We start from the raw sequence: 25753 nt of genomic DNA, 5'->3' as shown, positions 1-25753 counted from the left end.
TAGCAGGCGTGGGGTGATGCGGCAGCGGGGGGACACGATCGCGGCCATTGCCACGGCCCGCGGGCGGGCCGCCCTGGCCATCGTGCGGCTGTCGGGACCGGAGGCGTGCCGGATTGCCGCGGCCTGCTTCCGGGGGGCCGATCTGCAGGCGGTGCCCTCGCACACGGCGCATTTCGGCTATGTGCTGAGCCCGGACGGTGAACCCATCGATCAGGTGGTGGCCACGGTCTTCCGGGCGCCGCGCTCCTACACGGGCGAGGACGTGGTGGAGCTGACCTGTCACGGTGGCGATCTGGCGCCGCAGCTCATTCTGGAGACGCTGTTGCACTACGGGGCGCGGCTGGCCGAGCCCGGCGAGTTCACGCTCCGGGCGTTTCTGAACGGTAAGCTCGACCTGGCGCAGGCCGAGGCCGTTGCCGATCTGATCCATGCCGGTTCCACCCGGGCCCACCGCGTCTCGCTGGCGCATCTGCAGGGTCGCTACTCCGAGCAACTGCAACGCCTCCGCAGCGACCTGCTGGAGCTGTGCGCCTACGTGGAGCTGGAACTGGACTTCTCGGACGAAGACGTGGAGTTTGCCGATCGCGCGCAGCTCGAAGCGCTGCTGGACCGCACCGAACGGCTGCTCGACGAACTGCTACGCTCCTATCGGCTGGGCGAACTGCTCCGCGACGGTGTGCGCGTGGTGATCGGCGGGCGGCCGAACGCCGGCAAATCGACGCTGCTCAACGCGCTGCTGGGACAGGACCGCGCCATCGTCAGCCCCGTGCCGGGCACCACGCGCGACCAGATCGAGGCCGAGGCGGAAATCGAGGGCCTTCGCTTCCGATTCGTGGACACGGCCGGGCTACGCCCGACGGCCGACGAGATCGAGGCCGAAGGCGTGCGTCGGGCACAGCAGGCCATCGCGGCGGCCGACGTGCTCGTGTACGTCTTCGACCTGACGGCAGGGCTGGCGCCTGACGAGCGGGCCTATCTGGTGCAGCTTCGGACCGAGCAGCCGGCGCTTCCGGTCATTGTGGTGGGCAACAAGCGGGACCTGCTCGACTCGGCCCCGGAGCTTCCCGAACTGGATCGGCCGGTGCTGGTGCTTTCGGCCCGCCGGGCCCGCGAGGACGCCGCCGAGCTGCAGCCGCTCATCCGGGAACTGGTAGCCGCCGTGACGGCCGACCTGGGCAGCATGGACGAATCGGCCGTCGTGATGAACCAGCGGCACCGTCAGCATCTGGCGCGTGCCCGCGAGGCGGTGCAGGCCGCGCGGGCCGCGCTCGATCAGGGGCTCAGCGGCGACCTGCTGGCGCTCGAACTCCGTCGCGCCCTTCACGAGCTGGGCGCCATCACCGGAGAGATCACCACCGAGGACGTGCTCGACCAGATCTTCTCACGCTTCTGCATCGGCAAGTAGCGCCGGAAACGTCACGGTGAAGGTTGTGCCTTTGCCCGGCGCAGATTCCACCGTGATCCGGCCGCTCATCTGCTCGACGAGCCGCTTCGTGATGGCCAGGCCGAGTCCGCTTCCTTCGCTCCGGTCGTTTTCGGACGGCGCCCGCTGGAACGGCTCGAACAGATGCGGCAGGAAGTCGGGGTCGATGCCGGGGCCGGTGTCCGTCACGCGCAGCACGACCTGTCGGGCTTCGTCTTTCGTTGTTTCGTGCAGTTCGATCCGCACTTCGCCCTGTTCGGTGTACTTGATGGCGTTGGCGACCAGGTTGGTCACGATCTGGTGGAGCCGTCGGGGATCGCCCAGCACCGGGGAGACCTGTTCGGCGCGTACGACAAGCGCCAGCCCTTTCTGGGCGGCCTGTGGCTGGAGTTCGGCTACGGCTTCTTCGACGATCGTGTGCAGCGCACAGGGTTCGGTCTGCAGCACGAGTCGGTCGGCTTCCAGCCGGCTCAGCTCCAGAATATCGTTGATCAGGCGGAGCAGGCGGCGGCCCGAGCGCTGGATGATGCCCGTGAATTCCCGCAGAGGCTCCAGGCCGTTGGCGGCGAGCTGTTCGTCGAGCAGCTCCGCGAAGCCCAGGATGCTGTTGAGCGGCGTGCGGATCTCATGGCTCATGTTGGCCAGGAAGGCGGCCTTCAGGCGGGCAGCCGTTTCGGCCTCGGCGCGGGCGCGCTCCAGCTCCTGCTCGTATTCGACCAGCGCGGTGATGTCGTGGTTGAGGCCCATAAAGCCGATCAGGCGGCCCTGCTCGTCCCGGAGCGGCTCGATGCGCAGTTCGTCCCAGAAGCCCGTGCCGTCTTTGCGGTAGAAGTAGATCCGGGTGTGGACCGGCAGCCCCTCGCGCAGGCGCTCTCCGATCCCTTCCAGCGTGTTGCGATCCGTCCGCTCTCCGGCCAGAAATTCCGGCGGGCGTCGTCCGTAGACGTCGGCCAGCGTGTAACCGGTCAGGCGCGTGAAGCCTTCGTTGAGCCACAGCACGCGGCGCTCGGAGTCGGTGATGAGCACGCCCGAAGAAGTCTGGCGGGCCACCTCGGCCAGGCGGGCGTTCTCGGTCTGCAGGCGGTGGGTCTCCAGGATGAGCGTGGCCAGCGAGGCGCCGTGGGCCAGCACTTCCTTCTCGGACGGCTCCGGTGTTCGCTCCTTGGGGAAGTACACGGCGAACGTTCCCAGCACCTCGCCGCGGGCATTCTGGATGGGATAGGACCAGCAGGCGCGGAAGTTGAACCGTTCGGCCAGCTCCCGGTAGGCGGCCCAGCGGGGATCGGAAAAGACGTCGCTTACCCAGACCGGCTGCTTCGTGAAGGGCGCCGTGCCGCAGGAGCCGACTTCGGGGCCGATTTCCAGTCCTTCGATCAGTGCGTCGTACTCCGGCGGCATGTGCGAGGCGCCTCGGTAAAGGCGGTCTTTGGAGAGCAACAGGATCGTGCAGATGCCGTCGGGCAGGCGCGTTTCGATGGCGGTGCACAGCGCGTCGAGCAGGGCCTCCTGGGGAGCGCCCCGGAGCAGGTCCTGCAGGATGCGGCTTTCGGTCTCGTAGAAGCGGGCCTGACGCCGGGCCTCGCTCGTGTGGAGCATGACGCCGAGCACGGCCGGGCGTCCCCGGTAGGTGGTGGCCGAGCCGATCACCTCTACTTCCACCAGGTATCCTTGTCGGTGAAAGCCTCGAAGACTGTAATGGACCGTGCGAATTTCACCCGAAAGCCGCTTCTGAATATTTGCCGTTACCGTAGGAAGGTCTTCGGGGTGAACCAACTCGACCAGGGACCGGCCGATCAGGTCCTCGGGGCGCTCGTAGCCCAGAAAATCGGCAATGTACTGATTGACATAGACGAAGCGACCGTCCTGGACCAGGTACACGCCGATCAGGTTCTGCTCGGCCAGGATGCGGTAGTGGCTTTCCGCTTCGTTCAGCTTTTGCTCCAGCTCGCGGCGCGGGCGCAGGTCGCGGAAGATGCCGATCAGTGCCGGACGTCCGTTGAGCACGACGCGGGAAGCGCTGATCTCGACGGGGATGCGCGTGCCGTCGCTGTGTACCACCTCGACGTCTTCGATGGCCTGGCCGGCCTCGGCGTGACGCTGAAAGATGGCCCGGTAGCGTTCGCGTTCTTCACGGGGGTGCAGTTCCAGGTGGTGCATGCCCCGGATTTCATCCCGCGTGCGGCCGATCAGTTCGCAGGCACGCGGGTTGGCGTCGAGCAGGCAGCCGGTTTCGACGTCGGCCAGAAAGATGGCATCGTTGGCCTGCTCGAAAAGGATGCGGTAAATGTCCGGCAGTGGTTCGGTGGGGGCGGGCATGTCAGGAGGGTGTCGGTTGCCGGGTCAGCAGGCGGTCCAGTTCGCGGTAGAGCGTGAGGCGGTCGATGGGTTTGATCAGAAAGCCGTCGAACCCTTCGGCCAGGAAGTCTTCCGGACGGAAGGGTTCGGCGTAGGCGGTCTGGGCGACAATCGGGACGTGGTGGTAGGCCGACCGCCGACGGATTTCGTGGAGGAGTGCCTGGCCGTTGAAGTCGCCGGGCAGGTTCAGATCCAGCAGAATCAGGTCGAACGTCTGGCCCTGCAGCAGGCCGGCATCGATCAGCTCCAGTGCCCGGTGGGCGTCGGTGGCCACCGTCACCTCGGCCACGTCCTGCAGCGCCAGCTCCAGAAAGCGGGCGTTTTCCGGATTGTCTTCGACGATCAGGATGCGCGGATGACGCTCTTGAAGGCGTTGCTGCAGACGGCGCAGCTCGCGGGCTTCCGGATGCAGGGCCGAAGACGTGGAAGCGGATTGCGCTGTGAGTAGCGGCAGATATACCGTCACGGTGGTGCCCCGTCCGGGCGCCGTGTCCACTTCGATGCGGCCGTGCATGGCTTCGACGAAACGGCGGGCAACGGCCATGCCCAGCCCGGCTCCCTCGTGGCGACGCGCCGTGCCTTCGGACTCCTGGCGGAAGGGCTCGAACAGGCCGGTGCGGGCAAACGCCGGATCCATACCGGGGCCGGTGTCGATCACCTGGATCCAGCCTTCCCGGTCGCTCCGGCCGACGCGCAGCCGCACCGTACCGTTTTCGGTGAACTTGACGGCATTGTGCACGATGTTGGCCAGCGCCCGGTACAGCATCTCGCTGTCGGCCACGACGCGTACGGGCTGTTCGGGGCACACTGTTTCCCACCGGAGGCCTTTCTCCCGGGCCATCGGGGCAAAGTCGGCCGCTAAGCGGCGCGCCAGATCGTTCAGATCGACCGCTTCGGCTTCCAGTCGGCGACGTTGCGTTTCGAGCAGGCTCAGGTCCAGCACATCGGAGAGCATGCCCAGCAGTCGGCGGCCGCTGTCGCGGATGACGTCGACGAACTCCAGCAGCTCCGGCGGAATCTTATCGGCCAGTTCTTCTCGAAGCAGATCCGCATAGCCGAGGATGGTGCTGAGCGGCGTGCGGATCTCATGCGTCATCAGCTCCAGGAAGCGGCTTTTGAGCTGGCTGGCCTCCTCGGCCTGCTTGCGGGCCTGCTTCAGGTAAGCCTCCGCCTCGCGCTGAGCACTCAGGTCCCGGAAGAAGCCCAGTACAGCAGGCTCGCCTTCCCAGCGGATGTTGATGGAGATGGCCTCGACGAGGATTTCCTTCCCGTCTTTGCGTCGGATCCATAGTTCATAGCGCGGAGCTACAGGAAGGCCCTGACGCCGCCGGGCCAGGCGTTCCTGAACGACGGGGAGGCTCTGAGGCGCCACCAGGCGCATTGCGTCGAATCCGGGTGCGGTCAGCTCCTCGGCCGAATAGCCTGTAAGTCGCACAAAGGCCGGGTTGACCAGCAGAAATTGCCGGTCGCGCCGCACGTACATGGGGGCCGGGGCGTTTTCAAAGAGCGCCTGATACTGGGCTTCGCGTTCGGCCAGGCGGCGGGCCGTGTGGAGCTGTTCACTGACGTCCCACATGAAAAACAGCACGGCCGGCTCGCCCTCCCAGGTGATAGGCACGCCGCGGAAGTCCACGATGGCTGAGCGGCCGTCCAGCCGCTGAATGCGTCCGCGACCGTAGGAGACGGACTCGCGCCGCTCGACGACTTTGCGGACGTTTTCCAGCGCGGCCTCCAGGTTGCTGGGGTGGATCAGATCGGCGGCGGTCTTGCCCAGCAGGTCTTCCGGCCGCTCCGCGCCGAACAGCCGGGCCATGGACGGGTTGGCGTAGACCACCTGGCCGCGGCAGTAAACCCCGGTGGCGATGGGGTTATTCGAGATCAGGTCCTGGTAGCGTTGCCGGAAGACTTCCAGCTCCCGACGTGTTTCCTGCTCCTCGGTGACGTCCAGCAGCAGGCCGCGCAGGCGGTGCGGGCGCCCCTGCTCGTCCGGCACCACGGTGACGATGTCGCGCACCCAGATCACCTGGCCGTCGGCACGGATCATCCGGTAGGTGAAGTCGTGGTCCTTGCCCCGGTCGGTCGTTTCGCGGCAGTAGGCGACGGCCCGGTCGCGGTCTTCCGGATGGATGTGGGCGGCCCAGAAGTCCGGCTCCTCCAGCCAGCGATGGACCGGATAGCCCAGCAGCTCCTCGGCTTGAGGGCTCACGTAGGTGAAGCGAAACGTGTGTGCATCGGCTTCCCAGAGCACGGCCCGCAGGCTCTGCACGAGCGTGCGGAAAAATGTGTCCGTTTCCGGGAAAATCGTGCGCAGGTCCAGCGCGGCTATCAGCAGCGGCGGCTCCGAAGGGTAGGGAAGGGCGAGCAGCAGCAGCGGACCGGTGGCCGTGTCGAACGGATGGGCCAGGGGGGCCTGAGGCGGGTTCTCACGCACCGCTTCGATCCAGCGCCGGGCCTCCGGCGGCAGCCGTTCGGCCAGCTCCGCCGGAAGCGGCGCCTCCGCCGTCGGCGTCCAGCAGGTGATGGATACGGCTTCCATGCGCGGAAAGGGTGGTCACGACTTTTTGTTCAAACAAAAAGCATACCTGCACTTTTTAATTGTAAAGAAAATGTGAACGATCCTGAACTGTCAAGTGAAACCGTTGCCGGTCCCGGCGTTTTAAGCCCTGTCTCCGGTAACGAACTGGAAAAAAGCGCGATGGAGATTTTTTCGGATGAGCGGTACGATGTGATCGTGGTGGGGGGCGGCCATGCCGGGGCTGAGGCGGCGGCGGCCGCGGCGCGGATGGGAGCCCGCACGCTGCTGATCACGATGAGCCTGGAGACGATCGGCCGCATGTCGTGCAACCCGGCCATCGGGGGAATCGGCAAGGGACATCTGGTGCGGGAGATCGATGCGCTGGGCGGGATCATGGGGCGGATGGCCGATCAGACGGGCATTCAGTTCCGGATGCTCAACCGGAGCAAGGGGCCGGCCGTCTGGGGGCCGCGCGCCCAGTGCGACCGCAAGCGTTACGCGGAGGCCGTGCGGCGCGAGCTGGAGTCGATCCCGAACCTGTGGATGCGGGCCGACACGGTCACCGAGGTGCTCGTCGAAGACCGGCGCGTGAAGGGGGTGCGCACGCAGCTCGGCAAGACCTTCTATGCGCCGTGCGTGATCCTGACGAACGGCACCTTCCTGAACGGCGTCATTCACGTGGGCGAGCGCCAGCTCGGCGGCGGCCGTATGGGCGAGCGGGCGGCCACCGGGCTGACGGCCTGTCTGGAGCGGCTGGGCTTCGAGAGCGGGCGGCTCAAGACGGGTACGCCGCCGCGCATCGACGGCCGCACGATCGACTACAGCCGGTTGCAGGAGCAGCCGGGCGATCCGGAGCCGCTCCCGTTTTCCTACATGACGGATCGGCTTCCGGACCGCCAGCTCAGCTGCTGGCTCACCTACACGACGCCCGAGGTACATGCCATTCTGCGCACCGGCTTCGACCGCAGTCCCATGTTTACGGGCCGGATCAAAGGCCGGGGACCACGTTACTGCCCGTCCATTGAAGACAAGATCGAGCGCTTCGCGGAGCGGGAGCGCCATCCCATCTTTCTGGAGCCGGAGGGCTGGGACACCTACGAGGTCTATGTGAACGGCTTTTCGACGAGTCTTCCCGAGGAGGTGCAGGTGGCCGCCCTTCGGAAGATTCCCGGCCTGGAGCGCGTGCATGTGTTGCGGCCGGGCTATGCCATCGAGTACGATTACTTTCCGCCCTATCAGATTCGCTACAGTCTGGAGACGAAGTACGTCGAGGGGCTGTTCTTTGCGGGGCAGATCAACGGCACGACGGGCTACGAGGAAGCGGCCGCACAGGGTCTCATGGCCGGGATCAACGCCGTGCAGAAGCTCCGGGGCGCCGAGCCGGTCGTGTTGCGACGTTCCGAGGCCTATATCGGGGTGTTGATCGACGATCTGGTGGCGAAGGGGACGGACGAGCCCTACCGGATGTTCACCTCGCGGGCCGAGCACCGGATCCTGCTCCGGCAGGACAACGCCGATCTCCGGCTGACCGAGCTGGGCTATCGGCTGGGACTGGCCACGCGCGAGCGATACGAGCGCCTGCTGAAAAAGAAGGAGGCGATCGCGCGGACGCGTCGGGCGCTGGAAGAGACGACCGTGCGGCCGGAGCAGGTGAACGGCTACCTGGAGCGGGTGGGCACTTCGCCGATCGATCGGCCCGAACGGCTGGTGCGGCTGGCGCTCAGGCCGCAGGTCAACCTCCGCGACCTGCTCGAAGCCACCGGGTTGCGTGAGCAGGTGGTGGTGCCGGCGCCGGGCATGGAGCCCGTCGAGATGCTCGTGGAGATCGAGCTGAAGTACGAGGGCTACATGGACCGGGAGCGGGAGCTGGTCGAGAAGATGCGGGAGCTGGAGGACTGGCGCATTCCGCCGGACTTCGACTACGAGGCAGTCGAGACCATCTCGAAGGAAGCCCGCGAAAAGCTCAGCAAAATCCGGCCGGAGAATCTGGGGCAGGCCTCGCGCATCAGCGGGGTGCGTCCGGCCGACATCTCGGTGCTGATGGTGCTGCTCCGGCGCTACCGGCGTCCGCAGGCCGCCTGAATGTTTCACGTGAAACATCCGGCGCGGCTTCCCATGCGTGTTTCACGTGAAACACCGCCCGCGGGATGGGATCCGTGGGCGCAGCTCGATCCGGCGCAGCGGGAGCAACTGGAACACTATGCCCGGCTGTTGCAGGAGCTGGGTCGGCGTCACAACCTTGTTTCACGTGAAACACTCCCCGAGCTGCACCGCCGCCACCTGCTGCACTGTCTGGCGCTGACGTGGCAGCCGTTCCCGCCGGAAAGCGTCGTGGTGGACTGGGGCACGGGTGGGGGCTTGCCGGCCGTGCCGCTCGCCATCGCCTTTCCCGAAGTGACCGTGCACGCCGTCGATGCCGCGCAGAAGAAAGTGCTGGCCGTGCGCACGATGGTCCGGCGGCTGGGACTGACGAACCTGCACGTACACCACGCGCGGGCCGAGCACTGGGAGGGCGCGGCGCACTACAGCGTCTCACGGGCCACGGCCCCGCTCGCCACGCTCTGGCAGTGGCACCGCCGCGTGGCCCGACCGCTTGCGGCGCCGCCGGACGCCTGGCCACCCGGCCTGCTGGCCCTCAAAGGCGGCGATCTGTCCGACGAACTGGCCGCGCTCGAACGGCTGGATCCGCACCTGCACGTCAGGATCTGGCCGCTGGACCGGCTGCTGGGCGATCCACTCTTCGCGGAGAAATACCTGGTCCATGTTGCAGCGGAACCGGAGCCGAACGCTTCGGTTCGGTAACGGCAAAACGCCCGAAAAAACGCGCGTTGCAGCCGATCGCATGAAACTGGCCGAACGCACCCGGAACCGCACCGAACGTCTCTTTGCGCTGACGTTGCTGCTGCAGACGCGGCCCGGCCTCACGGCCCGGCAACTGGCCGAGCACTTTGGCGTGAGCCGCCGCACCATCTTCCGGGACCTCCGGGCGCTCAGCGAGGCGAACGTGCCGCTGACCTACGCCGAGGGCGGCGGCTACGAGATCCTCGAAGGCTATCAGCTCCCGCCGCTCATGTTCACGGCCCGCGAGGCGGCCACGCTGCTCATCGGCACCGCGTTCATGAAACGCCAGCCGGACGCCTCGCTCCGGGCCGACGCCGACGCGGTCGCGCTCAAGATCCGCTCCGTGCTACCCCGGTCCATTCGCGAATACATCGACCGCCTGCAGGAGCGTATCGTGATCGATCCCTACTGGCTGCAGACCATGCAGGGGTCGGACGAAGAGGCCGGCTACTGGTACGAACTCAGCGAGGCCATCGCCCGCCAGCAGTCCGTCCACCTCGAATACTACGTGCCCAGCCGCGACGAACTGACGCAGCGTAAGGTGGACCCGCTGGGGCTCGTCTACTACACGGACCACTGGAACCTGATCGCCTACGATCATCTCCGCAAAGACATCCGCAATTTCCGGCTCGATCGGATTCAGCGGCTGACCGTGCTTCGGGAGCGCTTCACACCGCCGCGCGACTTCGACCTGAACGCCTACCTGGAGGCGCAGGGCGCCCCGGCCGAGGCGCACCGCATCCGCCTCCGCTTCGCCCGGCCCACTTATCGCTGGGCGCGGCGCAGCATCCCGGCCCGGATCGAGTCGGAGCAGGAGACGGCCGAGGGCGTCGAGGTGACCTTTTCGTTCGAAAACCTGGAATACCTGGCGCGCTGGCTGTTGCGCTACGGCACGGAGGTCGAGGTGCTGGAGCCCGAAGCGCTCCGGGCGCAGCTCCGCGCGCAGGCGCGCGCCATCCTGGCCCGCTACGAACCGGAGGCTGCTCAGGAGACCGGCACTTCGGCGGGCTGAAGCTGGCGAAGCACCTGATAGGCCGTTTCCAGATCGGGCACGTCCTGCACGATGGCCCGCAGCTTTCTGTTCTGGTCCTTCAGCACGTAGCGGCGGTCGAGCTGGCTCAGCCGCTCCAGTAGCGGCATGAAATGGTGCGCGTAGAAGTGCGGGTCTTCGTCCTGCAGCGGAAATTCCAGAAAGAGCCGCCGGTTTTTGAACAGCACCTTCGGCAGGCGCAGCGCCTGACCCAGCAGCTTGAGGCGGGCGGCCCAGAGCAGGTTGTCCACTTCGGGTGGAACCGGCCCGAACCGGTCGGCCAGCTCCTCGCGGAAAGCCTCGATGGCCGCCTCGTCGGTTGCCTCGCTCAGGCGTCGGTACAGGTTGAGCCGCTCCACGTTGCTGCTGACGTAGGTGTCCGGAATGAACGCATCGGCCTCGACGTCCACGCTCGTTTCGGGCGGCTTCGGGGGCGGCGCGCCCAGCACGTCCGCAAACTCTTCCTCGCGCAGTTCGCGGATCGCCTCGTCGAGAATCTGCTGGTAGGTTTCGAAGCCGATCTCTTCGATGAAGCCGCTCTGCTCGGCACCCAGCAGGTTGCCCGCGCCGCGGATGTCCAGGTCGCGCATCGCGATGGAAAAGCCGCTCCCCAGCTCGCTGAACTCCTCGATGGCCTGCAGGCGCTGGCGCGCCTCGCGCGTGAGCCCGTGAATGGAGGGCACGAGCAGGTAGCAGAAGGCCTTGCGGTCGGAGCGCCCGACGCGGCCGCGGAGCTGGTGCAGGTCGGCCAGGCCGAACTGCTCGGCGTGGTTGATAATGATCGTGTTCGCGTTGGGGATGTCCAGGCCGCTTTCGATGATGTTCGTCGAGACGAGCACGTCGTACTTGCGCGCCATGAAGTCGTGCATGACGCGCTCCAGTTCGCGGGGCTTCATCTGGCCGTGTGCCACGGCGATGCGTACGTCCGGCACGATGGCCTGCAGGCGGGCGGCCATCTCGTAGATGGACTGCACGCGGTTGTGGATGAAGAAGACCTGGCCGCCGCGGCTGATCTCGTAGCGGATGGCGTCGCGGATGAGCGTTTCGTCGAACGTGTGGATTTCGGTAACGATGGGCTGTCGGTTGGGCGGCGGCGTGGAGATGATCGACAGATCGCGGGCGCCCATCAGGGCGAACTGGAGCGTACGGGGGATGGGTGTGGCCGTCAGCGTGAGCGTGTCCACCTCGACGCGGAGCTGGCGCAGGCGTTCTTTGGCGGCCACGCCGAAGCGCTGCTCTTCGTCGATGATGAGCAGGCCCAGGTCCTTGAACTGCACGTCTTTCGAGAGCAGCCGGTGCGTGCCGATGATGATGTCCACCTTGCCGGCGGCCAGGTCGCGCAGGACGGCTCGTTGCTGGGCGGGCGAGCGGAAGCGCGAGAGCACCTCGATGCGGACCGGGTAGGGGGCCAGCCGACGCGTGAACGTCTCATAGTGCTGGTCGGCCAGGATCGTGGTGGGTACGAGCACGGCCACCTGCTTGCCGTCCTGCACGGCCTTGAAGGCGGCACGGATGGCGATCTCGGTCTTGCCGAAGCCCACGTCGCCGCACACGAGCCGGTCCATGGGCACGGGCTGCTCCATGTCGCGCTTGACGGCCTCGGCCGCGGCGGCCTGATCGGGAGTGTCTTCGTACTCGAAGGCCGCCTCCATCTCGCGTTGCCAGACCGTGTCGGGTGAGAAAGCGAAGCCGCGGGAGGCCTTGCGTTTCGCGTAGAGCCGGATCAGGTCGCGCGCGATGTCCTTGACCCGCTTTTTCGTGCGGGCCTTGACCTTTTCCCACTGGCCCGAGCCCAGCTTGGTCAGGCGCGGCCGGTGGCCTTCTTTGCCCGTGTAGCGGTGCAGCTTGTGGAGTGCGTTGACGCTCACGTAGAGCACGTCGCCGTCGGCATAATGCAGGCGGACGACTTCCTGCTGCTTGCCCCGGATGGTGATGCGCTGCAGGCCGGCGAACTGACCGATGCCGAAATCGACGTGCACCACGTAGTCGCCGGGCTGGAGGTTCTGCAGGGCGCGGAGCGAGAGGCCGCCCAGCAGGCGACGCCGCCGCCGGGTGGTGGGGCGGTGGTAGCGGCCGAAGATCTGGTGGTCCGTGTAGACGGCCAGACGGGCTTCGGGCACCTCGAAGCCTTCGTGGAGCGATTCGACGAGCAGGCGCACGCCGCCCGCCTCGATTTCTTCCTGAAGCAGATCGTGCAGACGGGCCTCCTGGCTCCGGCTGTCGCACAGGATGACGGTTTCCCAGCCGCGCCGTGCGTTTTCGTGCAGGCGCTCGCGTAGCAGGTTCAGGTTGCCATGGAAGGCAGGCTGGGGGTGGGTGTCCCAGCTCAGCGTCAGCTCGGCCTCGGCCAGCGTGCCGAAAAGCAACGCGGGGTAGCGGTGCAGGTGCGTGGCCAGTTCGGCAGGTGGCAGGTAGCGGGTTTCCGGCCGGGGGTGTTCGTCGGGCGTGCTCAGCCGGGCGTAGGCCTGCTCGGCCTCGGCAAAGCGGGCCTGCACGGCGTCGAAGAGGGCGCCTTCCTCGAAAAGAACGAGCAGCGCGCCGTCGGGCAGGTGTTCAAAGATGGAGCGGGCTGTTTCTTCGGAATCGGCCGCCGACAGGTTCGGAACGATCCGGGCCGAGGTCAGGCGGCTGATGGAGCGTTGCGTGCGCGGATCGAATTCCCGGATCGTGTCGATCTCGTCGCCGAAGAATTCGACGCGGATCGGGTGCGTCCCGGTGAAGGGGTACACGTCGAGGATGCCGCCGCGGAGGGCCACTTCGCCGGGTGCTTCGACGAACTCCACGCGCTCGAAGCCCCGGGCGATGAGGTGGGCCAGGAGTTGGGCGGGATCGATCACCATGCCCGGGGTGAGCACGAGCGTTTCCTGGCGGACCCGGTCGGGTGGGGGGACGCGTTCGGCGATCGCCTCGGCGCTGGCGACGAGCAGGCCGTCGAAGCCTTCCGCCAGGCGGCGCAGCACGTCGGTGCGTTCGATGAGCGGGGCGGAGTCGGGAATCTGCTCCGGATCGTAGGGTTTCTGTCCGGTAGCCGGAAAGCGCAGCAGGCGGTCCGAGACGCCCAGCAGCTGTTCCAGGTCGCTGAAGAGATAGGCGGCCTGCTCTTCGTCGGGCGTCAGGCAGAGGACGGGGCGGCGAAAGTGTCGGCTCAGGTCGTAGAGCACGAACGCGGGCAGCGATCCCGCCAGTCCGCGCAGGTGCAGGCGGGTCGATGCCGACAGGGATTCCAGGTGAGCATGTAGCGGCTCAAAGAAGGCCGCCGATTCCAGGCGGTGCTGCAGATCGGTCAGTTTCACGGAAGGCAGGTGTGCCTCTGGCTCGGTTCCCGTTGTAGCGTTGCGCGCGGTAGAACGAGCAAGCAGGCACAGGGTTCACGCAGCGTTTCACGTGAAACGCTCGGCGCAGGCGACGCTACTGTTTCACGTGAAACATGTCGGGCGCTCGGCTTCTCCGCAGCGTTTCACGTGAAACATCCGGTCGGAGCGGAGGTGCGGCCGTGTTGCAGTGTTTCACGTGAAACATTCAGGCGGGCGGAGGGCCCTCGTTGGCGATGGCGGCGCGCACGAAGCCGTCGGCCCGGGCCAACCGCCGCCGGGCCTCCTCGGCCGAAACGCCGGCCAGCGCCATCACAATGGCCGTCTTGACGTGTCCGCCGGCCGCCTCGAGCAGGCGTGAGGCGGCCTCGTAATCCAGCCCGGTCACGATCATGACGGTGCGCCTGGCACGCTCGCGCAGTTTCTGGTTCGTCATCTGCAGGTCCACCATCATGTTTTCGTAGACCTTGCCGAGCCGGATCATGGCGGCCGTCGAGAGCATGTTGAGCACGAGCTTCTGGGCCGTGCCGCTTTTCATGCGCGTGGAGCCCATGATCACTTCGGGACCGACGACCGGGCAGATCGCCACATCCACCTCCAGGGGAAATTCCTCGCGGGGCGTGCAGGTGATGAAGATCGTGCGACAGCCGAGCTGGCGGGCGTAGCGAATGGCCCCCACCACGTACGGCGTGCGACGGCTGGCGGCCAGCCCGCAGACCACATCGCGCGGCGTGACGCCGGCCCGCTGAAGATCGCGCGCACCGTCCTCCTCCCGGTCTTCGGCGCCTTCCTGGGCCCGGAAGACGGCCTCCGGGCCGCCGGCAATCAGGCCCTGGACCATCTCGGGCGGGGTGCCGAACGTGGGCGGACATTCGGCCGCGTCCAGAATGCCCAGTCGGCCGCTGGTGCCGGCTCCCACGTAAAAGAGACGCCCTCCCTGCTTGAAGGCGTCCACGATCAGATGCACCGCCTGCTCGATGTAGGGAATTTCGCGGCGTACGGCGATGGGTACCAGGTGGTCTTCCGTGTTGATGATTTCCAGGATCTCCCGCACCGGGGCCGTGTCGATGTGCATGGAGTGCGGGTTCCGCTGCTCGGTGGCCAGGGCTTTTAGTTCTTCAAACAGCGAGGGACGCTCCATGGGCACGACGGTGTTTGCGGTAACGAAGCAGTACGCCCAGGCCAACCCCGAGCAGGAGCAGCAGGATCCAGCCCCACGGAAGTAGCGGGTAGGACTTCGGGGTCAGCGGCAGCACCCGAGGCGCGCCGAAGAACGCGGGAGCCGCCCAGTAGAAGGGGCTCTGGAGTTCGAGGGGAGCGTTTTTCAGGAAGTCCAGTCGTGCCTGCTGAAGCGCTCGATCCAGCGGTAGCCCGGCCGCCAAGTATCCGTAAAACCGGTCCATCAATTCGGCCATCGAGCGGTCTTCGACCAGCCAGCGCGTGGCGACCACGCCGCGGGCCCCGGCCGCCAAGATGGCGTACTGCAGCCCTTCGAGGCCCTCGCCGGGCAGCACCGCGCCGTCGGCCGTGTTGCAGCCGCTGAGCACTACCAGGTCGGCCGAGAGCGGATTACGAAGCAGCTCGTGCAGGAATAGCACGCCATCGTCGCCGGGTGACGGGGAGAGCACGATGGCATGAAATGCCGAGCTGGTCGGATGCAGCAGCACGTGCGAGGCCAGATGAAGCACGCGGCTTTCGGTGGCCGCCTGACGAAAGCGCGGCTCGGTGGCCCGGTAGTCCTCCCAGCGCTGCGCGCGGACAAAGCGTCGGGTGATCCGCTCCAGCTCTTCGTGCACGCCGGGCAGGTCTGGCAGCGGGTTCCGGCGAAAGACCACAGGCAGCACCTCGCGCAGGCGTGGGTCGTCGGCAAAGCGCGCGCGCCCCAGGCCACTGACGTCCAGCAGGGCGTCGGTTGCCTGAAGGCTGTCCAGCAGCAATCCCAGCGCGGGCAGGATGCTGATCGGGTAGCGCTCGGTCAGATAGGTGGCGTGATCGTAGGCGTAAGGGCGCTGAAAGTCGAGCACCAGTGCGGCGAACGGCAGTCGGAAGAGCGGCCCGTCGGGGACGATAAAAAGCGGGCTGTCGGGTGGCAGGAACGGGAGCGCCGGAGCGACAAGCAGTTCAAAAAGCCGGTGCAGTGCGCGCAGGTTGAAATGGCGGGCGCCACGTACCGAGCCGGATCCTTCTGAGTCGAAAACCGGACTGACCTGGCGCAAGAGTTGCTCCAGGCTGTCGGGCGTGAGCGTCAGCGGGAAAAAGCGCAGCGTGTCGGCCGTCAGCAGAAAAAGGCCGCTTACCGAGTCAATGAAGTATACCAGTGCAGCGGCCCCGAGTCGAGCCAGACGTTGCTGCAGCGTAGCAGGAGGTGCTTCCGGTTGCTCCGGAGGCAGCGCCAGCAGATTGCGCAACTGAAGTTCGAGCGTTGCCTCCTGGCTTTTCAGCCTCAGGGCTTCGTCGGCGGGTAGGTTTGGGTTGCTCAGACGTGCACGAATCTGGTTGAGCGCATGGACCAGACTGTCTCGGCGCTGCTGTTGCGCAAGTGGCATCTGGCGGGTCCAGGCGTGGTAGCGGCGGAAGGCCTGCAGATTGCGAGCCCGACCGCGCTCCAGCCACTGAAGTGCTTCGGCGTAGTGCTGCTGACGCAGAAGAACGCGGACCAGTCCCCGGTAGGGGTCATACCAGCTGGCGGTCGGCAGGGTCGCCCATTGCGTGGTCTGCAGGCGGATCAGATAGGTCTCGACGTAGGGGATAGCTTGCCGAAAGAACTTTTCGGCCTTGGCCGGCCGACCTTGTTCCTCGTACAATTGAGCCAGTCTGGTCAGAATCAGACGCCGTGTATCATCGTTCAGCGCTTCATTGGCATGGGCCTGGGCCTCCAGGAAAGACCGCTCGGCCTCCTGCAGGCGTCCGGCATACCAAAAGGCCAGCCCCTGCCGGTAAAGAATCTCCACGCGCCAGTGCGGCTCGTTAAGTTGCCGGGCCCGTTGAAGAAGTTCTTCTAGGACTTGGAGTGCCTGCTCCGGACGGCCGGACAGGTAGCGCTGCATGGCTTCTGTAAGGCCCAGTTCTAATTGCATTTGCAGGCGAAGACGACGGGCGATGTTCGCGCGGGGAAGAAGCTGTCTGGCTTCGACAAGCAACCGGCCGGCTTCTGCAAGTCCTGCTTCCCGAGAGCGACCCCCCGCCGTTGGATGGACTACCAGTAAGCTGGCCAGACCATGCAATACGTCCAGACGCGCCCAGAGACGCAATGAGTCGTCGGGAGGAATCTGGTTCCACAGGTAGTAGGCCTGCAGGTAATACTGATAGGCTGTTTCATAATCCTGAATGCGAGAGTAGATGGCCCCGAGATCGCTCAACCGACTGACCCGCGCTCGGATTTCTCGGGCCGGCAGATAACGAAGCGCCTGGTTATAGGCTACGACGGCAGCCGGAAGGTCGCCGAGCAGATAATACTCGTAGCCCCGCCAGCGGTACATCTGGTAAAACATCAGAGAGTCGGGCTGACGGGCGAAGCGGGTCAGGAAGGTATCCACCAGTGCCAGCACGTCCGCGTAGCGATGGAGCGCATGAAGGTAACTGGCTTCCCGGCGGTAGAGCTGCATGAGTTGCTGCCGTGTCAGCCCCGGACACTGGCGGTATCGGCGCAGAGATTGCACGGCCAGCGGATAGAGCTCGGCGGAGGCTTCCCGCGCGTCACGTGGCAACTGGGCCACGACCTGACGCAGGGAATCACAGGGATTCCCTGAAGACAGTAAGGGCTGTAAGTACAGCCACAGGACTAAAAGCCACATGGATGACTCAGTGTGGGGCATTCAGATGAGAAAAAATGTAGCGCTTCTCTTGGAAGATGCAAGAGCAATTTGTAACTTTAGGTAGCAACACATTTCTCAAACCAGTCCATTCGGTCATGATGAGCGTGTGGAACCCTGCACGTCGTTGGATGCAGGAACAAGAGAAGGATCCTCCAGGAGGAGACGGGGGAGATAATCCAACGCATCCAGACGATCCGGAATCAAGGGAAGAACAACAGCAGCAGTAAAGAACGAAACGGCAGGGCAGGCGTACAGGCAACACGTTGAGTTGTTCTGTGCGCCTATGCTGTTGCGATCGCTTCGGGTGCGCAACTTCCGCGCGCACGAAGACACGCGGGTTGCGTTTGCCCCGCGCATCAACCTGATCGGGGGACCCAACGGCGCCGGAAAGACAAACCTGCTGGAGGCCATCCATTACCTGTGCCTCTCGAAAAGCTTTCTGGCGGCGCAGGATACCTATGCGCTCCGGGAGGGGGCGCCTTTTTTTGAGCTGGAGGGTGTCTTTGTCGGGACGCATCGGCCGGAACTGGTGGTGCGGCTCGTCTATGTGCCCGGCGAGGGCAAACGGGTCTTTTTCAACGGGGCGCCGCTGGAACGGCTGGCCGACCTGGTGGGCGAGCTTCCGGTCGTGGTGCTCTCGCCGGCCGATCAGGCGCTGACAGGCGGACCGCCCGAAGAACGTCGGCGCTTTCTCGACAACCTGCTCAGTCAGGCCTATCCGGCCTACCTCCAGGACCTGCTGCAATACCGGCGGGCGCTGCGTCAGCGCAATGAACTCCTGGCCCGGTGGCGCCGCCATCCGGCCTCCGTGCAACCCTCGCTGCTGGAGTCCTGGCAGGAAGAGCTGGTTACGCTCGGCGGTCGTCTGATTCACCGGCGGCTGCGCTTCGTGCAGGAATTCGCCGCCTATCTGGCCGAAGCACATGCCTGCCTGGGACTGACCGCCGAAGTCCCGCGCATCGAATATGTCACGGTGGCACCGCTCGATCCGGAGGCCGATCCGGAGACGATCGCGGCGGCCTTTCGGGCACGTCTGCACCGGCTGGCCACGCGCGAACGCGAACAGGGACGCACGCTCGCCGGACCCCACCGCGATGAACTCATCCTGCGGCTGAACGGCCTCGAAGTGCGGCGCTACGCCTCGCAGGGACAGCACCGCATCATGGGCCTGGCGCTCAAACTGGCCAAGTTTTTCTACCTGCGGGCCCGCCGTGACGAGACGCCGCTGCTACTGCTCGACGATGTGTTCGATGGGCTGGATCGCTACCGCACGCAACGCATTCTGGAACTGCTCCAGCACGGCGAGCAGATCGAACAGAGCTTCGTTACGTCGGCCCGGCTGGATCTGTTGCAGGAACTGCAGACGCTGGCCGCGCCGGAAAATCGTCTCTTCTGGGTAGAAGCCGGTCGGGTGCGTGAGCCTGACCCGTCCCTATCTTTGTCGTAATCAAACGGTACCCATACTTGGAGCAGGTGCCATGCGTGTAAGGACTTATCTTCTTGTATTTTTGATTCTTATCTTCTTCGTGGAAGGATGTGCCGTTTCGACGAACCCGGTCAGCGGACGCCGACGGCTTTACGGCTACTCCTGGGCCGAAGAGCGCCGGATCGGTCAGGAAGCCGACCGCCAGATCGTGGCACAGTACGGCCTTTATGACGATCCAGAACTGGCCGCCTACGTGGACAGTCTGGGGCAGGTCATCCTGGCCCACAGCCACCTGCGCCGCCCGAATACGCCGAAAGAGTTTCGGGAGACGCCCTTCGTTTTTCGGGTGCTTGACAGTCCGGTGGTGAATGCCTTCGCGTTGCCGGGCGGGTACGTGTACGTGACGCGCGGGCTGCTGGCGCACCTGAACAATGAGGCACAACTGGCCGTCGTGCTGGGCCACGAGATCGGCCACGTGGCTGCCCGGCACGCTTCGCAGCGGGCCTTCGAGCTACAGCTCGGACAGGTGGCCCTGCTGGGCGGAGCCGTACTCGGGCAGGAGGTGCTGGGACTTCCCGGCGGCGATGTGCTGCAACTGGGCGGGGCCGTCGCGCAGCTCCTGTTCCTGAAATACAGCCGGGACGACGAGCGCGAGTCGGACCGGCTGGGCGTCGAATATGCCGTCCGGGCCGGTTACGACGCGGCCGAGGCCGCCGCCTTCTTCCGGTCGCTGAAGCGGCTCAGTGAGCAGAGCGGCGCCAGCCTGCCGTCGTTTCTCTCGACGCATCCCGACCCGGGTGAGCGTGAGCAGACCATCCGCGAACTGGCCGCCCGCTGGGCGCAGGAGGTAGGCCCTGCTACGCGGGTGAATCAGGCCGCCTACTACGCCCGCATCGAGGGCATCGTGCTGGGCGAGGATCCGCGGCAGGGCTACGTGGCCGATGGTGCCTTCTATCATCCGACGCTGCGGTTCTGGTTTCCCGTACCGGCCGCCTTCCAGGTGATCAACCAGCCGAGTCAGGTATTGCTGGTCGAAGCGGAGCAGCAGGCCGTGGTGGTGCTGACGCTGGCTTCCGAGTCGTCGGCCGAGGAGGCTGCCCGGGCGTGGGCAGCCCGGGAGGGGCTGACCGTGCTGGATCGGGGCAGCGAACGTGTGAACGGCCTGCCCGCCGTCTACGTGGTGGCCGAGGGGCAGACGTCCGAGGGACAGACCGTGCGCGTGCTCCGGTATTTCATCGAGCACGAAGGGCGGGTCTACAGTCTGGCCGGCTACACATTGGCCGCGCAGTATGCACGTTACCGGCCCGTGTTTCTGCAGGTGATGCGCGGCTTTGCGCCGCTTCGGGATCCGGCGCGGTTGAACGTGCAGCCGGTCGTGCTGGCGATCCGTCCGGCCGAACGCACGGCCCCGTTCCGCGCGCTGCTACCCGCCTTGCCCGAAGCGTTCACGCCGGAGGCGGTCGCGATCATGAATCAGGTGGAGCTGGACGCCGTCGTGCAGGCCGGCACGCCGTTGAAGCTCCCGCAGCGGTAAAACCGGCTTACGGAGCCGTCTCGGGCGAGGGGGGGATCAGCGTAGCCTCGCCGCCCACGGCAATCTTACCGTCCAGGTAGATGTACACCTTCGCCCGGATGTGCCGGTGCTTTTCGATTTTTTCGGCGATTTTGACCTCGACGGTGATTTCCGAATCGACGGGCACCGGGCGCAGAAAACGGCACGAGAGCGCCACGGCGATGCTTCCGTGGCCGGGAAAGTCGCGGCCCAGCACCTTGGAGATAATGCCCAGTAGCAGCACGCCATGCACGATGGGCCGGCCAAATCGGGTACGTTTGGCGTATTCCGGATCGAGATGAATGGGGTTGTCGTCGCCGGTCAGTTCGGCAAACTTGCGCACGTCTTCGGCCGTAATGCGGCGTGTGGCCGTAAAGCGATCGCCTACCTGTAACGTCTCGTAGGTGTACATGGTGCGTTTTGGGCTTTTTGGCGGGAAGAGACTCTGAATAAACGAAGCGGCGGCCAAAAACGAAATGCCTGAAGGCTGCTTCATGCGTTTCACAAGGAACGTGAACATGGGGGGCAGCGTGGGAGAGGTTGTGTAAACGGAAAATGCGATGGCGCAGGAGCTTCAGGAAAAGCAGCGCTGGCCGAAGGTCAGTTGCCTGATGGTGACGGCCGATCGGCCGCATCTGGTGCGGCGGGCCATCCGGTCCTATCTGCAGCAGACCTATCCCAACCGCGAGCTGGTGGTGCTCGACAACGGACGGCAGCCGCTCGACGAGGCGCTGCTCGCCGAAGTCCCTGCCGACGAGTTGGTCTATGCGCGCGTCGAACCCCGGCCCGATCTGGTGATCGGTACGCTCCGCAATCAGGCGCTGGAGCTGGCACGGGGCGACTACGTTGCGCCTCAGTGGGACGACGACGACTGGTCGCATCCCGAGCGGCTGATGCGCCAGATGCAGGTGCTGCTCTCCGGCGACTACGACGCCTGCACGCTGGCCGGTACGCTCATGCACGTCAACCACCCGGCCTACTTTTTCCATCCCTTCATCGGGCTGCTCCGCCATGGCGTGCCACCCACCATCGTGCACCGGCGCAACGCGACGATTCGCTACCCCGACCTGCGGCGCACCAGCGACACGCACTACGTCGAGGCCTGGCGTCGCACCGGCCGCTACGTGATTTTGCCGCCGTCCGAATCCTACCTGTATCTGCGTTATTTCCACGGCGGCAACCTGTGGGAGCAGGAACACTTTCTGCGCCGCATGCGCAACACGCCCCGGGATTTTCTGGCCTATCTCTGGTACCGGTACGTTCGCGGAAACGAGTTTGATCATCCGCGATTCCGGCTGACACCGGCTATGCAGGCAGCCTTCGAGCGCTATCTGCAGGATTCGATCGAGACCGGGGTCTTCGATCTGGAGCGACTTCAGGCGTTGCACCATTGAGCCAGCCGAAGGAGCGGCCGGCCGATCCGAGCGGCCCATTGCACCTGAAGCAGGCGGTCCAGCCATCTGCTCCAGGGAAGTGCCAGAAGCAGCAATTCAATGGCGGCAAAGTGGAAGGAGATCTGCATGGCGGCATAGATGCCGGCATGCATGCCCACCAGTGCCAGCAGTACCGGAAGGCGGAACGGCCGCCACCAGACCGTGAAGGCCAGCAGCTCCAGCAGGAGTGCGCCGGCAAGCAGGACCGTGCTCAGCTCGGGATGCGCCAGAAGCAGTTGCTGCACCGGGTTGGGTGTCCAGGCGCCTGTTCGGGCCATCATGTCGGTGCCCTTTTCCAGAATCCAGAGCGTCAGATGCATGCCGTCGGCCCAGCCCGGACCGGTAGCCACCAGTTTGCTGAGGGCAGCGAGCGTGTAGCTCAGCCCCACGAAGAAGAACGTAAACCCCATAGCCGCGCGACGGCGGTGCAGCGGCGTCCGAAACAGCAATGAGCCCAGCGCCAGGCTCAATAGTGTCAGCCCCAGCAGATGAACGCCGTGAGGCGTCTTGCCCAGCGAAAACCGGCTCACGTACAGCAGATGCAGGCCCAGCAGGGCCAGTAGATAGGCCAGCGGCCAGCGATGCGTCAGGCCCAGCAGCAACAGCACCGTGACGACGGCTGCCACGGCGAGGGCAACGCCGGGCGCCATGAGCAGCGACACGTCCAGGTAGCGCGCCAGCCCGGTCGGGTACAGCGGCGCTTCCAGCCGACCCAGATAAACGGCCCAGTTCCAGGCGTGTCCGCTCAGGGCGAGGACCACGAACAGCTCGAACAGCCAGAAAAACAGCCGCTCGCCTAGCGTTTCCGGGCGCTCGAAGTCGAACAGGTCGCGCAGGGGAGATCTCATGGCTGCTGCAGCGCAGGATGAACCTGAACGGTGTCGGCGGTCAGTACCAGGATCGGGAGGTAGCGAAGCTGCACCCCTTCGCCGCTCGGCATGCCTTGCACCTGCAGCACGAGCAGGCGGCGGCCTTCCAGTTCCGGGCCGAAGAGCCGCTGCAGCGTCTGGCGCCTTCGGGCGTCCCAGGGCTCCGGGCGCGTGACGAAGTTGATCAGGTCGACCGGATCCAGTGCAGTCTGGTTCAGCGGAAACGGCCGACCAGGCAGGGACGCCGGCGCCTGCAGCGTGTCCCAGTGTACGGGCTCGGTGGCTTCAAGCTCGCGCACCACGGCCCGCGTCCAGGGCTGGCCAGCGCGCGAGAACATGGGAAACACGCTCATCGGCCAGAACTCGCCGGCGTGCGTGCCCACCAGGGCGGCATAGAGTACGAGTACGATCGCCAGGGTCCAGCGAGCCCGGCGGTAGGCACCGGCCGCCGCCGGCGTCAGCGGAAGCGGACGGCGGAGCAGGTCTCGGGCGCGGGAAAGAGCGAGGCCGAGCACGACCAGCGCGGCCGCGATGTTGGCCAGCAACTCGGTCAGCGACAGGTCGGACGAAAACGTGACAAGGACGTCGAGGCGACGCAGCGGCGAGCCGAAGAGGTAGAAGGCAAGGCCCAGCAGCGGAATCAGGAGCAGGGCCAGACGAGGCGACAGGCGAAGGCGTGGGGCACGGGCAGCGATACGGTCCCAGTTCAGAAAAGCGGCATAAACGATCAGGTTCTGCACGAAGGTGATGTTGAAAAACAGGGCGGTGCCCAGGTGAAACAGCACCATCAGGCTCAGAAACACACGAAACAGACCGGGCACGAAGGCGGCCGGCAGGAAGCCGATCTCCAGCAGCACGGTGCCCCAGTCCATCAGCTCCCAGAGGCCGGCAGGGAGCGGCGCGGTGGCCAGATCGGCCAGCAGGTCCTGGCGACCGACCACGAAGTACTGCTTGAGCCAGTGGCCGCGCGTGGCCTGTGTGGCGGGATCGAGCCAGCCGCCCAGCAGCTTCGTGAAGCCGGCCGTGAACATGGCAAAGCCGGTCAGCAGGGCCAGCAGCGCCAGCGGCCAGCCCTCGACGGTGGGGCGGGCGCGACCCAGGCGGGCGTCCAGCGACCAGGCGGCGCCCCAGTTGCTGAAGCTCATCACCCAGGGCAGCAGCACGAACAGGATCACGTGGTTGATCTTACCCGCCGAAAACAGAAACCCGAAGCCGATCAGAAACAGCAGACCGGTCATCCAGGAGGCCAGCCGGGTCCGGTAGCCGAAAAGCAGCGCCACCAGACTCAGATCGAGCAGCAGGTGCAGTCCGGCGAAGAACCAGCGCGGCGGGAAGCCCGAGAAAAGCTGCATTGGACCGGGCAGCGGCAGGAAGAAGCTGTCGGGCAGTTCGGCGAGCGGGTGGAAGTTGAAGTACGGGCTGTGGCCCGGATCGATCAGGAGCAGCACGAACAGCGCGTAGGCGATCCGGTAGGCGGCCAGTCCGCGGGCCGTCGGGCGGAACGAATCGAACAGCCAGCGATCGAGGCGGTCGGCGTTCATGGCCGTTGCAGGGTGAGCGTGTCGAGCGGTTGCGCCTGTAGGGTGCCCGTTTTCGGATCGATACGGAGCGCTTCCCAGACGATGTCCACCTGCACGGGCGTGCTTCTCGTCAGCGTCTGAAGCCGATCCCACAGCCAGCGCCTGGCGTCCGGCCGGCGGATGCGTTCGGTCTCCGGCGTACCGCTGAGCGAGGCTGGCCGGAAGAATGCCTCGAGCATGGCGCGGTGGTGGGAGTAGGGCAGCACGGCCAGCACCGTGTCGGCCGGAAGGTGCCGGATCGAGCCGTCGGGCCGGTGGACGACGAACGTCACCCGCTGCGAAAGCAGCGGCATACCTTCGTGCCAGGTGGCCTTGAAGCCCGGCATGACCAGCAGGGGCCAGGGCTCGCGGCCGCCACCGAGCTGCACAAGTCCCACCAGCGCGTACTGCAGTGGGAGCAGCACGGCCAGCGCCCGGAAAAGCCGGCGAATGCGGGTGCGATTCATCGGGATCGGCGTGCCGCGTCGTACACGGCTTCGGTGTCGCGCACCATGCGCGTCAGGCTATACAGTTGTTCGACGGCCGCCCGTCCGGTCCGGCTCAGCCGCTCCACCAGCGCCGGCGTTTCGATCAGCCGTGTCACGGTGGCGGCCAGCGCTTTGGCGTCCCGCTCCGGCACCAGCAGGCCGGTTTTTTCATGGACGACCAGTTCCGGAATACCGGCGTGCCGGGTGGCCACCACGGGGATACCGGCGGCCAGCCCTTCGATGATCACGTTGGGCAGGCCTTCCTGGTCGCCGTCGGCCGCCGTCTGGCTCGGTACGAGCAGCACGTCGTGTGTGTAGTACGTCTGGCAGGCCACCTCGTTTGTTACAGCCCCGTGAAAAGCCACGCAGGCGGCAATGCCCAGCCGGTGCGCTTCGGCCTGAAGCGCACCGCGGAGCGGGCCGTCGCCGTAGCAGTGCAGTTCGACGGCGTAGCCGGCCGCCCGCAGACGCGCCACCGCTTCGAGCGCCGTACGATGGCCCTTTTTTTCCACCAATCGCCCGATCATAAGCAGGCGCAGGCCGGCCCGCGTGCGTGGCTGAAAGGGAAAGGCGCTCAGGTCGAGGCCGAAGCGAACCACATCAATTTTTTCCTCCGGAAAGCCCAGCGCGATGAGTTGTCGCTTCATGAAGTCGGTGGCCGCGATGAAGCGCGTGCCCCCGCGGGCCAGGTGCCGGTAGCGTCGGCGCCAGCCCGGCTCGTCCGGCAGCCGCGACACGTCGTGCCCGTAAAAGCTGACCACGAGCGGCCGGCGGGTGCGACGGGTCAGGCCCAGCAGCCGGTAGCCGTCCAGGCCGAAATGGGCGTGCAGCACAGCAGGCTGTTCCCGACGGCATACCGCGAAAAGAAACCGGGGCGTTCGGTTGAGCTGCTGCAGCAGGCGGTCGCGCCAGGCCGCCGGGCCGCGCGGCGCGTAAACCGGCAGGCCGTCCAGATAGTGGCGGGGGTGCAGGGTGCCCACCACCGGCCGGTAGCGCTCGTGGTGCCGCACGAGCCGATCGATGAAGGTTTCGGAAAGGTTGAGATAGACCGATTTGAAATGCAACACAACCGGCTGCATGTGTATTTTCCCGCAATTGTCTGAACCGTTCACGGCTGTTTTCGAGCATCAACCTGC

General features: G+C 65.9%; 17 protein-coding genes. 7 read left to right on the top strand and 10 right to left on the bottom strand.

From position 1 onward, the window contains the following. The first annotated feature begins 16 nt into the window (after nt 1–16). Complete coding sequence (mnmE, locus tag GYH26_RS14790) at nt 17–1405, top strand: tRNA uridine-5-carboxymethylaminomethyl(34) synthesis GTPase MnmE (RefSeq protein ID WP_161542306.1); 1389 nt, start codon at nt 17–19, stop codon at nt 1403–1405. On the opposite strand, the gene GYH26_RS14785 is transcribed toward mnmE, so the two are convergent. Both GYH26_RS14785 and GYH26_RS14780 read right to left on the bottom strand, forming a co-directional pair. Further along, a complete protein-coding gene (locus tag GYH26_RS14785; RefSeq protein WP_161542305.1) occupies nt 1382–3739 on the bottom strand; it encodes a PAS domain S-box protein in 2358 nt (785 codons plus the stop codon). The genes mnmE and GYH26_RS14785 overlap by 24 nt on opposite strands. Nucleotide 3740: 1 nt before the next feature. Further along, the gene (locus tag GYH26_RS14780) at nt 3741–6314 is read right to left on the bottom strand and encodes a PAS domain S-box protein (protein WP_161542304.1); all 2574 of its coding nucleotides are present in this window, start codon (nt 6312–6314) and stop codon (nt 3741–3743) included. Nucleotides 6315–6473: 159 nt separating this feature from the next. On the opposite strand from GYH26_RS14780, the gene mnmG reads away from it, so the two are divergent. From mnmG to GYH26_RS14765, 3 genes are read left to right on the top strand one after another with little or no spacing between them, the layout of a single operon-like run. Next, nucleotides 6474–8375, top strand: a complete 1902-nt coding sequence (mnmG, locus tag GYH26_RS14775) for a tRNA uridine-5-carboxymethylaminomethyl(34) synthesis enzyme MnmG (RefSeq protein WP_161542303.1) — start codon at nt 6474–6476, stop codon at nt 8373–8375. Nucleotides 8376–8408: 33 nt separating this feature from the next. Further along, nucleotides 8409–9095: a 16S rRNA (guanine(527)-N(7))-methyltransferase RsmG gene (locus tag GYH26_RS14770; protein WP_242006493.1), complete on the top strand. Its 687-nt coding sequence runs from the start codon at nt 8409–8411 to the stop codon at nt 9093–9095. Nucleotides 9096–9135: 40 nt separating this feature from the next. Continuing rightward, nucleotides 9136–10146, top strand: a complete 1011-nt coding sequence (locus GYH26_RS14765; protein WP_161542301.1) for a helix-turn-helix transcriptional regulator — start codon at nt 9136–9138, stop codon at nt 10144–10146. Here GYH26_RS14765 and mfd read toward each other — a convergent pair. The 3 genes from mfd to GYH26_RS14750 all read right to left on the bottom strand — a co-directional run bounded on the left by mfd (nt 10119) and on the right by GYH26_RS14750 (nt 17191). After that, entirely contained in the window at nt 10119–13457 is a 3339-nt protein-coding gene (gene mfd / locus GYH26_RS14760; protein ID WP_161542300.1) for a transcription-repair coupling factor, read from the bottom strand. The genes GYH26_RS14765 and mfd overlap by 28 nt on opposite strands. Before the next feature lie 226 nt (nt 13458–13683). Further along, nucleotides 13684–14616 (bottom strand): N-acetylmuramic acid 6-phosphate etherase, encoded by a 933-nt coding sequence (murQ, locus tag GYH26_RS14755; protein ID WP_161542299.1) that lies wholly within the window; start codon nt 14614–14616, stop codon nt 13684–13686. Then, nucleotides 14594–17191, bottom strand: a complete 2598-nt coding sequence (locus GYH26_RS14750; RefSeq protein ID WP_242006491.1) for a CHAT domain-containing protein — start codon at nt 17189–17191, stop codon at nt 14594–14596. The genes murQ and GYH26_RS14750 overlap by 23 nt, the downstream gene beginning before the upstream one ends. Nucleotides 17192–17573: 382 nt before the next feature. Between GYH26_RS14750 and recF the strand changes: the two genes are divergently transcribed. Both recF and GYH26_RS14740 read left to right on the top strand, forming a co-directional pair. Then, nucleotides 17574–18737: a DNA replication/repair protein RecF gene (recF, locus tag GYH26_RS14745; RefSeq protein WP_161542297.1), complete on the top strand. Its 1164-nt coding sequence runs from the start codon at nt 17574–17576 to the stop codon at nt 18735–18737. Between the two features lie 31 nt (nt 18738–18768). Further along, the gene (locus tag GYH26_RS14740) at nt 18769–20250 is read left to right on the top strand and encodes a M48 family metalloprotease (protein WP_161542296.1); all 1482 of its coding nucleotides are present in this window, start codon (nt 18769–18771) and stop codon (nt 20248–20250) included. Between the two features lie 7 nt (nt 20251–20257). On the opposite strand, the gene GYH26_RS14735 is transcribed toward GYH26_RS14740, so the two are convergent. Next, nucleotides 20258–20680, bottom strand: coding sequence for a MaoC family dehydratase (locus GYH26_RS14735; RefSeq protein ID WP_161542295.1), 423 nt, complete (start codon nt 20678–20680; stop codon nt 20258–20260). Between the two features lie 148 nt (nt 20681–20828). On the opposite strand from GYH26_RS14735, the gene GYH26_RS14730 reads away from it, so the two are divergent. Next, on the top strand, nt 20829–21662 hold the full coding sequence (locus GYH26_RS14730; protein ID WP_161542294.1) for a glycosyltransferase family A protein: 834 nt from the start codon (nt 20829–20831) through the stop codon (nt 21660–21662). On the opposite strand, the gene GYH26_RS14725 is transcribed toward GYH26_RS14730, so the two are convergent. Genes GYH26_RS14725 through GYH26_RS14710 form a run of 4 tightly spaced genes read right to left on the bottom strand, consistent with a single transcriptional unit; the run spans nt 21644 to nt 25696 of the window. After that, a complete protein-coding gene (locus tag GYH26_RS14725) occupies nt 21644–22549 on the bottom strand; it encodes a hypothetical protein (protein WP_161542293.1) in 906 nt (301 codons plus the stop codon). The two genes, GYH26_RS14730 and GYH26_RS14725, sit on opposite strands and share 19 nt — an antisense overlap. Then, nucleotides 22546–24111, bottom strand: a complete 1566-nt coding sequence (locus GYH26_RS14720; RefSeq protein ID WP_161542292.1) for an HTTM domain-containing protein — start codon at nt 24109–24111, stop codon at nt 22546–22548. The genes GYH26_RS14725 and GYH26_RS14720 overlap by 4 nt, the downstream gene beginning before the upstream one ends. Then, entirely contained in the window at nt 24108–24596 is a 489-nt protein-coding gene (locus GYH26_RS14715; RefSeq protein WP_161542291.1) for a hypothetical protein, read from the bottom strand. The genes GYH26_RS14720 and GYH26_RS14715 overlap by 4 nt, the downstream gene beginning before the upstream one ends. Continuing rightward, nucleotides 24593–25696, bottom strand: coding sequence for a glycosyltransferase (locus GYH26_RS14710; RefSeq protein ID WP_161542290.1), 1104 nt, complete (start codon nt 25694–25696; stop codon nt 24593–24595). Before GYH26_RS14710 ends, GYH26_RS14715 begins: the two co-directional genes overlap by 4 nt. Nucleotides 25697–25753 lie beyond the last annotated feature (57 nt).

The sequence above is a fragment of the Rhodothermus marinus genome, assembly GCF_009936275.1.
Lineage (GTDB): Bacteria > Bacteroidota > Rhodothermia > Rhodothermales > Rhodothermaceae > Rhodothermus > Rhodothermus marinus_A.
The sequence above is the reverse complement of the archived record's forward strand: the minus strand, read 5'-3'. Positions and strand labels throughout refer to the sequence as shown.

Excerpts from the sequence above, each read along its gene's own strand:
- GYH26_RS14725 (WP_161542293.1), bottom strand. The coding sequence starts at position 22,549 with ATGAGATCTCCCCTGCGCGACCTGTTCGACTTCGAGCGCCCGGAAACG.
- GYH26_RS14715 (WP_161542291.1), bottom strand. The coding sequence starts at position 24,596 with ATGAATCGCACCCGCATTCGCCGGCTTTTCCGGGCGCTGGCCGTGCTG.
- recF (WP_161542297.1), top strand. The coding sequence starts at position 17,574 with ATGCTGTTGCGATCGCTTCGGGTGCGCAACTTCCGCGCGCACGAAGAC.
- mnmG (WP_161542303.1), top strand. The coding sequence starts at position 6,474 with ATGGAGATTTTTTCGGATGAGCGGTACGATGTGATCGTGGTGGGGGGC.
- GYH26_RS14710 (WP_161542290.1), bottom strand. The coding sequence starts at position 25,696 with ATGCAGCCGGTTGTGTTGCATTTCAAATCGGTCTATCTCAACCTTTCC.
- murQ (WP_161542299.1), bottom strand. The coding sequence starts at position 14,616 with ATGGAGCGTCCCTCGCTGTTTGAAGAACTAAAAGCCCTGGCCACCGAG.
- GYH26_RS14730 (WP_161542294.1), top strand. The coding sequence starts at position 20,829 with ATGGCGCAGGAGCTTCAGGAAAAGCAGCGCTGGCCGAAGGTCAGTTGC.
- GYH26_RS14735 (WP_161542295.1), bottom strand. The coding sequence starts at position 20,680 with ATGTACACCTACGAGACGTTACAGGTAGGCGATCGCTTTACGGCCACA.
- GYH26_RS14765 (WP_161542301.1), top strand. The coding sequence starts at position 9,136 with ATGAAACTGGCCGAACGCACCCGGAACCGCACCGAACGTCTCTTTGCG.
- GYH26_RS14785 (WP_161542305.1), bottom strand. The coding sequence starts at position 3,739 with ATGCCCGCCCCCACCGAACCACTGCCGGACATTTACCGCATCCTTTTC.
- mnmE (WP_161542306.1), top strand. The coding sequence starts at position 17 with ATGCGGCAGCGGGGGGACACGATCGCGGCCATTGCCACGGCCCGCGGG.
- GYH26_RS14720 (WP_161542292.1), bottom strand. The coding sequence starts at position 24,111 with ATGAACGCCGACCGCCTCGATCGCTGGCTGTTCGATTCGTTCCGCCCG.
- GYH26_RS14740 (WP_161542296.1), top strand. The coding sequence starts at position 18,769 with ATGCGTGTAAGGACTTATCTTCTTGTATTTTTGATTCTTATCTTCTTC.
- GYH26_RS14770 (WP_242006493.1), top strand. The coding sequence starts at position 8,409 with ATGCGTGTTTCACGTGAAACACCGCCCGCGGGATGGGATCCGTGGGCG.
- GYH26_RS14780 (WP_161542304.1), bottom strand. The coding sequence starts at position 6,314 with ATGGAAGCCGTATCCATCACCTGCTGGACGCCGACGGCGGAGGCGCCG.